The organism is Neobacillus sp. OS1-32 (assembly GCF_030915425.1).
In the GTDB taxonomy this organism is placed as follows: Bacteria; Bacillota; Bacilli; order Bacillales; family Cytobacillaceae; genus Neobacillus; species Neobacillus paridis.
The window spans coordinates 1,030,509-1,044,177 of sequence record NZ_CP133263.1 but is presented as its reverse complement, the minus strand read 5'-3'; the positions used below and the strand labels follow the sequence as shown (position 1 = coordinate 1,044,177).

Here is a 13,669-nt window from a genome sequence, read left to right as displayed (position 1 = left end):
AAGCTTTTACATTTCTTATTCAAACCTGGAAGTAATCATTTTCTTCCGGGTATAAAAATTCAAGCCATCCTTGCCGTTGACATGCATGTCACCATAGAAGGAATCCTTCCAGCCGGAGAACGGGAAGAAGGCCATGGTTGCCGGAACCCCAACATTGATCCCCAGCATCCCGGCGTCCGCTTCTTCACGGAACTTGCGGATGGCTTTGGCATCATTGGTGTAAATCGTCGCGCCATTCCCATACCTTGACTTGCGGATATAATCCAGCCCCTCATCCAAGCTGTCGGCGCGCAATAAACTTAATACCGGAGCAAAAATTTCCTCCTTGGCAATGGTCATTTCCGGTGTTACGTGGTCAAAAATCGTGGCGCCAAGGAAATTTCCTTCCGGGTGATCACTCATCTCGCGCCGGCCGTCACGGATTAAGTCAGCTCCCTCGGCAATTCCTTTTTCGATATAGCCCAGCACTTTTTCGCGATGTTCTTTGCGAATGACCGGCGTTAACAACACCTCATCATCCATGCCGTTGCCGATTACTAATTCATCAGCTTGTTTCTTTAGCTCGGCAACAAACCGTTGATTGTCGCCGACAATGACAACGGCACTGCAGGCCATACAGCGCTGACCGGCACTTCCGAAGGTAGAACTGATGATATGCTGAACCGCCTTTTCCAAATTGGCATCCGGCATGACAATATGATGATTTTTGGCCCCGGATAGTGCCTGCACCCGTTTGCCGGCAGCAGCAGCACGTTCATATACATATTTCGCCACTGGCTGCGAACCGACAAACGAAATCGCGGCAATATCCTTATGCTCCAGCAATCCATTCACAACATCATAGGCGCCATGGACGACATTTAAGACCCCTTTTGGCGCCCCTGCCTCCGTGAACAGTTCCGCTAAACGATTGGCCAAAATCGGCGTCCGCTCCGAAGGCTTCAGCACAAACGTATTTCCGCAGGCAACCGCGAGCGGGAACATCCATAACGGCACCATCATCGGAAAGTTGAACGGAGTAATGCCGCCAACAACTCCCACCGGGTAGCGGAACATTTCCGAATCGATATCCTCGGCGATCCCCGAGAGGGTTTCGCCCATCATTAACGTTGGGGCACCACAGGCGAATTCAATGCATTCAATCCCGCGCTGGACCTCGCCATATGCTTCTTTGTAGGCCTTGCCATTTTCCTGAACAATCATGCGGGCCAATTCTTCGTGGTTTTCGCTAATCAATGTATGGTATTTGAAGAGGATTCGTGCTCTTTTCGGAACAGGTACGTTTTTCCACTTTTGGAACGCTTCCTTGGCGGCCGCTACCGCGAGATCCACGTCTTCTTTCGACGATACTGGCACCTTGGTTAACAGTTGATTCGTTGCCGGATTTGGGACATCCAAAGTTTTTTCACTGGTGGAATCGACCCACTCACCATTAATAAAGTTTTTTAAAATCGCTGTATCGTTCTTTGTTACGCTCATTTTCTCATCCCCCTTTGTTAAATTTCGCTTATATCTTCATTATCACTAAACCTTATACCGCTTTCATTAGACATTCTGTCAAATCGCTCGATTCATTTTTTCCACGAATTGAACAGCTTAACGAATGGAAGAATGGGCGTCAAGTCCTGTGCCCGGCTGAGAGGCATACAAATATTCATGGACAAGCAGCATAAATTCAATCGCCACCCGTTTTTCATGCTCCATGAAATCCGCTCCTAACAGGTTTTCTAGTTTTTGTAAGCGGTGATACAACGTTTGTCTGACAATAAACAGCCTGTTTGCCGTTTCTTGCTTGGAGCCGTTACATTCCAAGTACACCTTTAAGGTTTCAAACAGCTTGGCATTGTATTGTAAATCATATTGGATGACTGGCTGTAGGTATTCGGAAAGCAGTTCCTGCAAATCCGTTTGGCTGCTCATTTGCGAAATCAGCCGATAGAGATGCAGATCTTCATAAAATTGAAAGGTCTGCCTGTTTGTCATTTTTTGTTGAATCCGGAGTGTCTCCTTTGCCGTCTGATAACTCCGATGAATCTCCGTAAGGGGCTCAACCACTTTTCCGGCAGCGATGAGAAATTGCGCTGAGGTCTGTTTCTTGATGAATTCTGAGCCAAGAATCGATTCAATTGCTTTTTTAATCCGATTTTTGAGATTTTTACTGCCGCGATGGTTTAATAAAATGAGGATTATTTCATTTCGTTTTTCGACGGAAAAAACAGAAAAGCCGTTTTGTTCGAAAACAGAGCGGATTAATAGTTTAAAATAGGTGATGTCACTCAACGGTTTTTCTGCTGTGTGCACCAACTTTGTAATCAGTACCACTCCATCATTGGTTCGCAGCTTATTTCTGTTGTCCCATAAATAATTTTGAATTTCGGCTGCTGAATAATCACCCTCCAGCCAGCCTTGCAGCCACTCAAATTCCTCAACACGCTTTTTTTCTTCGACATACAAATCTCTTAATAAATGCTGTGCCAGCGCAGTCGCTGTCCGGTCCAAGATTAATAAATTATATTCGCTGATGGGAATTTCTTTGGAATAAACAGATAACTCAGCAAATTCCTGTCCAAACAGGAAAATCGGCGCAGAGGCAATATAGCTGTTAGGCTCTTGTTTTGCAGCCTCGATTTCTTGTAGAATGATTTGATTTTCCTCAGGAGAATTTTCCGGTACAAACACAGGCTGTTGATTTTTCGGGAAAAAGACAATTTGCATATCTAATGCCGAGAAGATAAATTGTAAAATATCTTCATACGTTTCAACGGATAAGAGCCGCTTGTTCAACCGCTGTGAGTAATTTTCCAAATTAGAAATCTTTTGGTACTGCTGATTGATGATGTCAGTATGAATATCCTGGGTAATCTCAACAAATGGGACTTCCTCCGGGAAAAGGATAATTGGAAATTGATGTTCATTTGCAAGTGCGATGACCTCTTGAGGAATTTCGGATATATAGGTGTCAATTTCAATGCATAACCCTGCTGCATTTTGTTGGATCAATTCCTCCACTAACGAAATAAACAGTTCCTTATCTTCCTTCCAGGCAATCCCGGTTGATAAAATGAGCTCATGTCCCTTGAGAAGATTGCGAATGCTCGTTGCTTCGACAATATGCACCCACTTGACCATGCGGTTGATGCCTTCATGACCAGCAAGGATCATCGCTTTTTCAAAATGCTTTCGTTTAACAATATCTGAAACTTTGAACTGAAATTGATCTTTCATCCATTGCACTCCTTGAAAAAATCGATTGCTAAAAAAGGATTGGCTCCACGACCAATCCTTTCCCTAGCTTCATCCATTTCTCCTTTGCTTTTGCTTGATTAAGAGACTGGAAAAGTATTTTCTGGCATTGGCGTTTCCAATCAAGAGGGTTTCCGTAATATTTTCCTTTGGATGAACAAACTCAACGGTCGCCCCGTCTAAATGTTCTTTCACCTGACTGATTTGAAAACCTTTTTGAATGAGAAAATCAATTTGATCCCGTTCCGCTAAAAATTGCTGATACTCAGACATTTAGACCATCCCCCGCTCTTTGCTAAATCTCCATCAATTTAAATCCAAGTTATCTGCTAGTTTGTTGGCAGCTGGTTGAATAGCTGTTTCTTCCTCAATAATCCAATCTCGGCCAACAGATATTCCTAAATATTTTTCATCACTTGGGTCTTCTATTTCTGCCTGTGGATATTTTTTAAACCACCAATATTTTGCAAGAAAGTAGTAAATAACTACTCCGACTATAAACCCAACAACAAAGCCATATTCTGGTACAAAATAAGAAGCGGCCCCGCCGATAATCCAGGCAATGATACCAGCCATATTTACGCCACCAAGGTATCTAAACTGTCCATGATCCTCATACAAATCGGGCACATTTACCCGTCTTTTTCTCAGTAAATAATAATCGGCAAACAGGATCCCGACAATCGCGGATAAAATACCACCGACAAAAAGCAAAACCGGAATAATGATGCCAAATAACTTCCATGGCTGGACAACGGTTCCGACAATCCCTGCGGTAATCACTCCAGCCCAAAACGGAAACTTGGGTCCGCCAACATTAGAGAAAATAGTTGCCGCTGGTACGACATTCGCGGCAGTATTCGTGGACCATTGGGCAAGAATAATCATCACTAACAGGACGACCAGAATAAAACCGCCTGCTGACTCTGTCAATGCTACAACGGGGTCATAGTTTAAAACCGCAATATAAGAAGCTGCGCCGATAATAATCATAAATGTTTCGGTAATCGGCATCGCCACCATATTTCCCAATAGCGAATTTTTATTTCGTTTAAACCAGTTCTTTTCATAGGCGGGTGCTTGAATAAACCGGGAAATCGTCGGAATATCCGCACTCAAAGTTGCCCAAAAGCCCATGTTGGCGAACACAACAACCATAAACGCGGTAAACGCGGCGCCGCCTGTCACCGGGTGTTCTGCCCAGGTCCAAAGATTCCTTCCAGCCGCTTCAGCCTTATCTGATAATGAGGAAAACATCCATAACGAGATAATGATAATAATAGGTGCAGCCAGGTCAGCGAACCGTTCGATTGATTTAATTCCTAATGCAGTATTGACCAATTGGACAATGGCAAATAGAATAAAGCAAACAAACCAATTGTTATAGTCAAATAAAATATCCAAAATGCCGTTCATTGCCGTTGCACCAAAATACGTGTTAATCCCAAACCACATCGAGGCCGTAACACCTCGAGTTACTGATGGAATATGGGTGCCAATCGTTCCAAACGGAGCCCTCATGTAGACGGGAAACGATAACCCATGCTCAATCCCAATATCGGCGATCAGCGAAATGAAGAAACCAATCGCCAGACATCCAATCACGGTTGCCAAAATAACCATAGGCAGGGATAAACTCATCACTCCAGAACCGCCAATCGCAAACGCTGCAAGAACAACGGCCATCCCAACCCACATAAACGAGAAGCCCAGTTTTGTAATATTCCGGTTCTCTTGCGTGATCGGCAGCAGGTCAGGGGATTTTAAGTGGCTTTTTTTCATATGAACACTCCATTTCGGTTTAATTTAACATTCTTGATAACCGATGGTACTAAAGTTTAAAAGAAGCAATTGCTTGTGGTTCAAGCAATTGCCGGAGTGGTTCAATAATGAAGAGCAACTGATTCACTAGATTGATAATGTTTCGTTTTGGCTGATTTGCGTATTTCGGCTGTATTTCGCTCTCTTCAAATATTGACCCGAACCAGGCTTTCCGACAAATTGTTTATCGCGGACAACATATTCGCCGCGAACTAATACAGAGACTGGTTCACCAGTCACTTTCAACCCTTCAAAAGCATTGTAATCAACGGCCATATGATGGGTTTCCGCCGATAGGACTCGTTCCACATTTGGGTCAAAAATAACCAAGTCGGCATCTGTACCAACAGCAATTGTGCCTTTTTTCGGGAACAATCCGAATAGTTTAGCAGCACGGGTAGAGGTTAAATCGACAAATTGGTTTAAACTAATCCGCCCCTTCTTCACCCCCTCAGAGAACAAGATGGATAAACGATCTTCAATGATTGGACCGCCGTTCGGGATTTTCGTGAAATCATCTCGGCCTAAGTCCTTTTGTCCATTAAAATCAAACGAGCATTGATCAGAGCCAAGCGTTTGCAGCTGGCCGCTTTTCAAAGCATTCCATAGGACATCCTGGTTCCATTTTTCACGGAGCGGCGGCGACCATACATATTTAGCACCCTCGAAATTTGGCTTTTCCAAATAGCTTTGGTCAAGCACCAAATATTGCGGACAAGTTTCGCCCCAGACGTCAAAGCCTTTACTGCGAGCCTCGGCAATTTGTTTAACTGCTTCGGCACAGGATACATGGACAACATAAAGCTGTGACCCGGCAAGCCCGGCAAACCTAGCCGCGCGTCCGGTCGCTTCTCCTTCCAGTTCCGCGGGTCTTGTCAATGCATGATAAATCGGGGCGGTATTCCCTTCCGCCAATGCTTTTTTCGTTAAATAATCAATCACATCACCATTTTCCGCATGGACCATAACTAAAGCACCGAGATCCTTTGCTGTTACCAGTGTGCGGAATAACGTTTCATCATCAGCCTGAAAAACATGTTTGTAGGCCATAAATACTTTAAAGGAGGTAATCCCTTCCTCAGCAATGACTTGAGGTAGCTCGTTTAAGACATCCTGATTAATTTCCGAAATCATCAAATGGAAGCCGTAATCGATGACTGCTTTATCCCGTGATTTTTCATGCCAGGTTTGGATCGCGTTTTTCAGCGGTTCCCCCTTATTCGTTAAGCAAAAATCAATGATGGTTGTCGTCCCGCCAAAGGCGGCAGCAACGGTTCCTGTTTCAAAGTCATCTTTCGTGACAGTTCCGCCAAATGGCATATCAAGGTGAGTATGCGGATCAATCCCGCCCGGAAAAACAAGGCACCCCTTGGCATCGATAATCTCTGCCCCGATGGCATTAAGGTTTGTGCCAACCTGGGTGATTTTTCCACCCTCAATTAAAATTTCACCTTGAAAGGTATCTGCTGCGGTTACGATCGTACCGTTTTTAACGATTTTTTTCATCGATCCATTCCTCCTTGAAAAAGTTACTTCGTCACATCTGCTTGGCATTCCACAGCGGCATTTAATGCCGCTTGACGTTCATTCCAAGTCATTGGCGCAAGTTCTCGCGGTACTTCAATCATGTCAATCGCGCCTTCTACCGGGCAGACAATCGAACATAAATTACAGCCGACACAATCCTCTTCCCTTACCTTCAAATAGCTCTTTCCGGATCCATCTGTCAGCCTCTCGATACATTGATGGGAGGTATCCTCACAGGCAATATGGCATTTATTGCAATTAATGCAGACTTCGGTATTGATTCTGGCAACGATATTATAATTCAGATCCAAATCGCCCCAGTCAGAATATTTCGGTACCGACTTTCCGATAATGTCGGAAACAGCAGCAATGCCTTTGCTATCAAGGTAGTGATCCAGCCCCTCAATCATATCCTCGACAATGCGGAAGCCATGGTGCATCGCAGCCGTACAGACCTGTACCCCTGTTGCCCCCATCAGCATGAACTCAACGGCATCCTGCCAATTGGAGATTCCGCCGATCCCGGAAATGGGCACATTGATATTGGGATGTCTGGCACATTCCGCAACCATATTGAGGGCAATGGGCTTCACCGCTGGACCACAGTAACCGCCATGTGCACCCTTCCCAGCTACATGGGGAATTGTATTCCACGTGTCAAGATCGACGCCCATTAAACTATTAATCGTGTTAATCATACTAATGGCATCAGCACCACCGTTTGCTGCTGCCTCTGCTGTCGCCGTGATATCGGTAATATTGGGCGTTAATTTGACTATGACCGGTGTTTTCGCCACTTCCTTCACCCAATAGGTTTGCTTTTCTACGAGTGCCGGCACCTGCCCGGAGGCTGAACCCATGCCCCGTTCGGCCATACCATGCGGACAGCCGAAGTTTAGTTCCAACCCGTCTACCCCGACATCCTCCACTCTTTTTACAATTTCATGCCATTTTTCCTGTTTCGGCTCCACCATCAGAGACGCGATAACTGCATGGTTGGGGAATTTCTTTTTTGTTTCATAGATTTCTTTGAGGTTGACATCTAACGGCCTATCGGTGATCAGTTCAATATTGTTAAAACCGGCAACTCGCCGGCCGTTAAAATGGATTGCTGCAAATCGTGAGGTGACATTCAGGATTGGGTCGCCAAGCGTTTTCCATACTGCTCCGCCCCAGCCCGCCTCAAACGCCCGTTGCACCTGATAGCCGGAGTTCGTTGGAGGCGCTGATGCGAGCCAAAATGGATTAGGAGACTTAATCCCGGCAAGATTAATGCGTAAATCAGCCATCATGTTTCCCCCTTCACTTTTCAGATTTTACCCGTCGAAATTTGAGTTTTACCCGTCTGTTTTTAAGTTTTACCCGCCAACTCTCATAATCTTTTTTGTTTGTGAATTTGCTAGATGGAATTCACACTCACACTGATCCATCTTTTAAACGTTAATAAAATTGTCGAAATCAAATGGATAAACGTCAAAAAGTAGCTAAAAGTCTTTTTACTAATGAGCGGTTCCAACTGTGGAAAACTGCCGATGAATCGCGTGGGCAGCGTTTTTACCTTGTTGTGCTGCTGTAACAACCATTGCTTCGCCCTTCCCCTTACCAAATATCACATCACCGCAGGCATAGATACGCGGATTGGACGTTTGCAGCGTTTCCTGATTGACCTTTACGACCCCGCTGTCATGCTCCAGGCCAAGCTGTTCAATCAATTCCAGATGTCTTGTCTGCCCAATTGCTTTTATCACCACATCTACTGGTATCACATATTCAGACCCTGGGATTGCAATCGGACGGCGGCGACCGTCTGCTTCTGGTTCACCAAGCTGCATCTTGAGACATTCAATTCCCGTGACTCTGCCATCTTCATCACCGATAATCCGCTTTGGCGCCGTCAGCCAGCGAAATTCCACACCATCCTGCTTGGCAAATTCATATTCAAAATCATAAGCCGTCATTTCCTCTTGGGTCCGACGGTAGAGAATCTTTACATTTTCCGCCCCCAGACGAACAGAACAGGTCGCACCGTCGATGGCTGTATTACCAGCACCGATCACGACTACCCGTTTGCCGACAAAATCTTCTGAAACTTGACCGCTCTTTGTAGCCTTTACAAATTCAATTGCGTCATAGACTCCTGATAAATCTTCGCCGGGAATCCCAAGATTAGGGACATGCGCCATCCCCGCCGCCAGCACAATCCGGTCAAAGCTGTCCAATAATTCTTGAATGGAAATATCTCCGCCAACCACGGTATTGGTCCGAATTTTGACATTTAATTTTTTGACTTGGGAAACTTCCCAAAAGGAAATTTTTTGCGGCAGCCGGAAGGATACAATCCCATACGTATTTAATCCGCCTGCCTGTTCGGCGGCTTCAAAAATGGTGACATCATAGCCTAATCTGGCAAGTTCTCTTGCCGCGGACAAGCCAGCAGGGCCGCCACCGATCACAGCTATCGTCTTTCCATTTCGTTCTCCTGGTTCAAATAGGGTTTTATCATTATGGATGGCCCAATCTGTTGCAAATCTTTGTAAATTTCCAATCATGATCGGTTTGGTAGAATGGTTAAGGACACATGCTCCTTCACAGAGCTCCTCCGTCGGACAAACTCGTGCGCAGCTTGCTCCAACTGGGTTAGCGGACATAATCGTCTTGGCAGATCCTAGTAAATTTCCTGAGGCAATCTTTTTAATAAAAGTAGGAATATCAATCCCTGTTGGACAGGCCTTTATACATGGGGCATCATAACAATAGAGGCAGCGATTTGCTTCTTCCAGCGCTTCTTGATTGGTCAGTCCTCGGTCGACCTCCTGAAAATTAGTTTCAGAGATGAGTAAGGGAAATACGTGGTATCTTTTTGATTGTCAAAAAGTAAACCTCCTTTTCTTTTTATACACCAGAAATGAAAGCGCTTTATAATGAAAGTAAATTGGTATCAAAAATCACCAGCCTTTTATATGTATTTATACAGAATATTCTGTATACCTACCATTTTACCTTCTCTACATGGCCATTACATCTAACAGTTTGTCAAAAGATTAAGACTATCGTTTATCCACATTGTAAAATCCGAATGGACAAACAGCTTCTTGTACTCCATAAAATCTATAACAATTTACCATACTTTACTTAAGGATTTTGTAAAACGGTGGCGAATGGAATTAAATAAATTAACATAAAAAGGGTGTCCAAAAGTCAAAAATTTGACTTTCCCAGACACCCTGTAAATTAATTTTCAGCTAATTTATGTGTAACTGCTTTTCTGGCAGGCTTTACTTCTCCCGGATCACTGGCTTGTTTTGCCCGTTTAATAAAGAAGGACAGAATCAGCGCAACTGCGGCAATTCCGGTAGCTACCATGAATGAATAATTGATGCCGTCAAGCGTTGCTTTCATCAAAATTTCTTGTTTCATTTGCGCGAGCGCTTCAGCTGTTGGCGGCTGCGTGGCGTGGCCCATGGTGGCCTTCGCAGCGGCCCCAATTTCTTTTGCCCGAGTTTCAGTATGGGTCGACATGACCGTTACCAATAATGCGGTACCAATAGCACCGGCCACCTGGTTCATGGTATTGTTCATTGCGGTGCCATGGGGATAAAAACGTGTTGGCAGCTGATTTAACCCATTCGTTGAAACTGGCATCATCGCCATTGACATGCCCAATGAGCGGATAGAGTATAAAATAATTAGATGTGTATAGCTTGTATCGAGCTCCAACTTACTAAACATATACGTCGTTGCGGTCGTAATCGCTAAACCAATTACTGCTAAAATACGTCCGCCAAATTTATCAAATAGTCTACCGGTAATCGGTGACATCAACGACATCAAAATAGCACCAGGAAGCAGCAGGAGCCCTGCGTCCATTGGGGAAATGCCGCGAATGTCCTGAACATAGATTGGCAGCAGCAACATCCCTGAAAACATCGCCATATTGACAATCATGGTAATAGCAGAAGACAGAGCAAACATCGGATATTTGTAAATCCTGAAGTTCAGCATTGGCCGGTCCTGTTTTAATTGCTTCAAAATAAAAACGGTTAAGCATACGGCACCGACAATAATCGTCCCATACACTAGCGGACTGTCCCAGCCTTTACTACCGGCAGAACTAAAGCCATAAAGAATACCGCCAAACCCAAAGCTGGATAAGGCCAGCGAAAGAAAATCAAGATGCAAATCCACTTTTTCTTTTTTATCTTTAATGATAAAAAAGCCAATTAATATGACCACGATAGCAATTGGTGTGATGAAGTGAAACAACATTCGCCAATCATAATGCTCGATAATCCAACCGGAAAGTGTTGGGCCAATCGCCGGGGCAGACATTAAAATTAAGCCAAAAACCCCCATCGCAGTTCCTCTTTTTTCCACAGGGAAGCTGACCAGCATAACATTCATTAGAGTTGGCATTAATATCGCCGACCCGGAAGCCTGGAGCATCCTCCCTGCTAATAAGATCGAAAAGATGTGAGCAGTGCCTGCGAGGATTGTTCCGACAGCAAATAAACACATCGCAGATAAAAAGATTCGACGGACAGAATATTTTTGAATTAAATGAGCAGTCGTCGGAATTAATATGCCGTTTACCAACATAAACCCAGTTGTTAACCACTGAACAGTTGTTGGTTCAACTTTTAAGTCCCTCATAATCGAAGGCAGTGCGATGTTTAATAAAGTATTATTTAAAAAGGCAATGAATGCCCCAACCATAAGGACAGCAATGATACCATATGGAGGGCGACTCATCGGTCTATCGGTTTGTTCCAAGTAAATTCCTCCCTTTAAACTAGTTGTTCATTTTTTTATACCTCTGTTTCATAATTACCTATAATAAACTCACTGTTCAATTTTTGCAATAAAAAAATCTTCATGATTATTGATTTGTCAGGTTACCAAAAATAAGGTACTATAAATTTGTACAATTGGTATAATATGATGTCAAGGTGATTGTTTATGAATGACCGCAAACAACATGTGGTAAAAATGGCCCATCAGTTGTTTATTGATAAAGGATTTCAGTCCACTTCTATTCAGGATATTTTGGAATACAGCGGGATCTCCAAGGGGACTTTTTATAATTACTTTTCCTCAAAAAGCGAATTATTAACAGCCATTTTTAAAATGACTGATTCAGAATTGGAGAAAATACGGAATGATTTATTAATTGGCCAAGATCCCGCAGACATCGAGATTTTTATTAAACAAGTTGAAATGCAATTAAAGACAAATCGAAAAAATAAAATAATTACGCTATTCGAAGAAGTAATGATCTCTAAAGATGATGAGTTAAAGCGGACCATCGAAGAGCGTAAAATCCAAAATATTCGCTGGATTTATCATCGGTTGACTGATATTTTTGGCATCGACAAAAGACAGTATCTACTCGATTGTGCCATCATGTTTATGGGAATGCTCCGAGAAAATATCAAGTTTTACCAATTGGCTTATGAGTCCGATGCCAATATTAGCCAAGTCGTCCGCTATACCGTAAATCGTTTGGTTCATATGGTAAACGAAATAGTGCAATCGGAGGAACGGTTAATACCTGTTCAAGCCTTGGAGCGTTGGCTGCCGGACTGCAATCGCCATGTTCGTTCTTTTAGGAAAAAGCTTTTGCACCAGCTTTTTATTGTAAAAAATATCTTACATCAGCAAAACAATCAGCAGCTCAATTATGGAGATTTATTGGATTTTATTGAAGAGGAATTATTGGATGCTAAAAATCCACGGAAATTTCTCATTGACAGCGTTCTCCAAACATTGCAGACGGTGGAGGATAAAAAAGTCCAGGTAGAACTTCAGGAACTAAGTATCTTGGTTCAAGAGTATTTTGACCAAATTGACGCCAAATGACCCCTGTCAGAGGATAGGGGTCATTTTCTATGTATTACCAAATGATGGCTTTTGAATCTCCCAGACAAAATAATTGCTCGTATAGGGTCTTACCTCCACAACTGCATCCTCACCATTTTTCGTAAAGATTAGCCCGGAGCCCATTTTTTCTTTATAATCCCAGCCTTTTGAACTCATCCAAGTTTTAACCATTTTGTATTGATCGTTCATTTTATTAATCGATATAAAGCGAATCCGTTTTTCCGTCTTGGCAAACTCTACATACTCACAATTTGTGAAATGGAGCTTCGTAACGGAAACAAGCAACGGAATTGGATTCCCTTCCTGAAAAATCGTTGTACCGTAGCTGCTAACGATAATCCCACAAATTAGTATGATAGCTATAAAGCTTGTCAGCAGAAATTTCTTCATGCGTCCCATTAAAACTCCCCCAATACCATATCTCATTTATATAGACGAACTAGAGTGGAGTTTTGTTTCATAAATGGAAATTTTTGATGCAAAAAAATCCCCTTGATCTGTCCATTGTCAAGAGGATTTTTTTCGTTTTTTATTCTTTTTTTAAAAAAGTGCTGGGCATTAGAACCGCGACGACCTCTCCGGTGGCACAAAGCGTATCTTGTGCGAAGACTTCAGCCATGACCTTAAACTTTTTGGGATGAATTTCTTGCACCGTTCCAATTGCCTTCAGCGGAACCCCATTAGGGGTCGGCTTTAAAAAATTCACATGTAAAGAAGCCGTGACAAATCGTGGTGGTTCCACCCCATCTCCCGGTTCATGTCCATTTTTACGATGCAGTGCCAGCGAGGCTGACCCGGTGCCATGACAATCGATGAAAGAAGCAATTAATCCACCGTAGACGAACCCGGGCAAAGCATGGTGTTCCGGTTTTGGTGAATAAATCGTGACCGTTTTGTCCCCCTGCCAGCCTGTGCGAAAATGATGTCCGGCCTCATTTAACCGTCCACAGCCATAACACCAGGCAAAATCATCAGGATATTCATCTCTGAATTGCATATACCACTTTTTCTACCATTAGTTTCCCCCCATTATCTGAAAACGCTTGCTATTTTTTCTTTTAAATCATAACATTCAGAAAAACGAGTGGTCAATAACTATAAAATAGCCAACGCCTGATACCGATGATTTGTGTTTGAAACTTGGAAAATCTGACGTCAGCCTAAAAAAGGTGTCAGGCACCGAAGGCCTGACACCTTTTCC

Annotated in this window: 10 protein-coding genes and 1 pseudogene; 1 reads left to right on the top strand and 10 read right to left on the bottom strand. The window is 43.4% G+C overall.

What is annotated here, in order from left to right:
• Window positions 1–15: 15 nt before the first annotated feature.
• The 8 genes from RCG24_RS05315 to RCG24_RS05280 form a co-directional block, all read right to left on the bottom strand.
• Window positions 16–1,479 carry a CoA-acylating methylmalonate-semialdehyde dehydrogenase gene (locus RCG24_RS05315; protein ID WP_202651357.1) on the bottom strand — a complete coding sequence of 488 codons (1,464 nt, stop codon included), beginning with the start codon at window positions 1,477–1,479 and terminating at the stop codon, window positions 16–18.
• Window positions 1,480–1,596: 117 nt separating this feature from the next.
• Complete coding sequence (locus RCG24_RS05310; protein ID WP_202651359.1) at window positions 1,597–3,225, bottom strand: PucR family transcriptional regulator; 1,629 nt, start codon at window positions 3,223–3,225, stop codon at window positions 1,597–1,599.
• A gap of 69 nt (window positions 3,226–3,294) precedes the next feature.
• A complete protein-coding gene (locus tag RCG24_RS05305) occupies window positions 3,295–3,516 on the bottom strand; it encodes a hypothetical protein (RefSeq protein ID WP_202651361.1) in 222 nt (73 codons plus the stop codon).
• 33 nt (window positions 3,517–3,549) lie between these two features.
• The gene (locus RCG24_RS05300; protein WP_202651363.1) at window positions 3,550–5,025 is read right to left on the bottom strand and encodes an NCS1 family transporter; all 1,476 of its coding nucleotides are present in this window, start codon (window positions 5,023–5,025) and stop codon (window positions 3,550–3,552) included.
• Window positions 5,026–5,151: 126 nt separating this feature from the next.
• Window positions 5,152–6,570 (bottom strand): dihydropyrimidinase, encoded by a 1,419-nt coding sequence (hydA, locus tag RCG24_RS05295; RefSeq protein ID WP_202651365.1) that lies wholly within the window; start codon window positions 6,568–6,570, stop codon window positions 5,152–5,154.
• Between the two features lie 23 nt (window positions 6,571–6,593).
• Entirely contained in the window at window positions 6,594–7,880 is a 1,287-nt protein-coding gene (gene preA / locus RCG24_RS05290; RefSeq protein ID WP_202651687.1) for an NAD-dependent dihydropyrimidine dehydrogenase subunit PreA, read from the bottom strand.
• Window positions 7,881–8,090: 210 nt separating this feature from the next.
• Window positions 8,091–9,425, bottom strand: coding sequence for an NAD(P)-dependent oxidoreductase (locus RCG24_RS05285; RefSeq protein WP_308079117.1), 1,335 nt, complete (start codon window positions 9,423–9,425; stop codon window positions 8,091–8,093).
• Between the two features lie 397 nt (window positions 9,426–9,822).
• Window positions 9,823–11,340, bottom strand: coding sequence for a DHA2 family efflux MFS transporter permease subunit (locus tag RCG24_RS05280; protein WP_202651689.1), 1,518 nt, complete (start codon window positions 11,338–11,340; stop codon window positions 9,823–9,825).
• A 207-nt stretch (window positions 11,341–11,547) separates the two neighbouring features.
• Here RCG24_RS05280 and RCG24_RS05275 point away from each other — a divergent pair, with 207 nt between their 5' ends.
• Window positions 11,548–12,447 carry a TetR/AcrR family transcriptional regulator gene (locus RCG24_RS05275; RefSeq protein WP_202651369.1) on the top strand — a complete coding sequence of 300 codons (900 nt, stop codon included), beginning with the start codon at window positions 11,548–11,550 and terminating at the stop codon, window positions 12,445–12,447.
• A gap of 27 nt (window positions 12,448–12,474) precedes the next feature.
• Here the strand turns inward: RCG24_RS05275 and RCG24_RS05270 are convergent, their stop codons facing one another.
• Both RCG24_RS05270 and RCG24_RS05265 read right to left on the bottom strand, forming a co-directional pair.
• The gene (locus tag RCG24_RS05270) at window positions 12,475–12,867 is read right to left on the bottom strand and encodes a hypothetical protein (protein ID WP_202651371.1); all 393 of its coding nucleotides are present in this window, start codon (window positions 12,865–12,867) and stop codon (window positions 12,475–12,477) included.
• Window positions 12,868–12,997: 130 nt separating this feature from the next.
• A pseudogene (locus tag RCG24_RS05265) lies at window positions 12,998–13,484 on the bottom strand (PaaI family thioesterase).
• Window positions 13,485–13,669: the final 185 nt, after the last annotated feature.

Excerpts from the sequence above, each read along its gene's own strand:
- RCG24_RS05315 (WP_202651357.1), bottom strand. The coding sequence starts at position 1,479 with ATGAGCGTAACAAAGAACGATACAGCGATTTTAAAAAACTTTATTAAT.
- RCG24_RS05310 (WP_202651359.1), bottom strand. The coding sequence starts at position 3,225 with ATGAAAGATCAATTTCAGTTCAAAGTTTCAGATATTGTTAAACGAAAG.
- RCG24_RS05305 (WP_202651361.1), bottom strand. The coding sequence starts at position 3,516 with ATGTCTGAGTATCAGCAATTTTTAGCGGAACGGGATCAAATTGATTTT.
- RCG24_RS05300 (WP_202651363.1), bottom strand. The coding sequence starts at position 5,025 with ATGAAAAAAAGCCACTTAAAATCCCCTGACCTGCTGCCGATCACGCAA.
- hydA (WP_202651365.1), bottom strand. The coding sequence starts at position 6,570 with ATGAAAAAAATCGTTAAAAACGGTACGATCGTAACCGCAGCAGATACC.
- preA (WP_202651687.1), bottom strand. The coding sequence starts at position 7,880 with ATGGCTGATTTACGCATTAATCTTGCCGGGATTAAGTCTCCTAATCCA.
- RCG24_RS05280 (WP_202651689.1), bottom strand. The coding sequence starts at position 11,340 with ATGAGTCGCCCTCCATATGGTATCATTGCTGTCCTTATGGTTGGGGCA.
- RCG24_RS05275 (WP_202651369.1), top strand. The coding sequence starts at position 11,548 with ATGAATGACCGCAAACAACATGTGGTAAAAATGGCCCATCAGTTGTTT.
- RCG24_RS05270 (WP_202651371.1), bottom strand. The coding sequence starts at position 12,867 with ATGGGACGCATGAAGAAATTTCTGCTGACAAGCTTTATAGCTATCATA.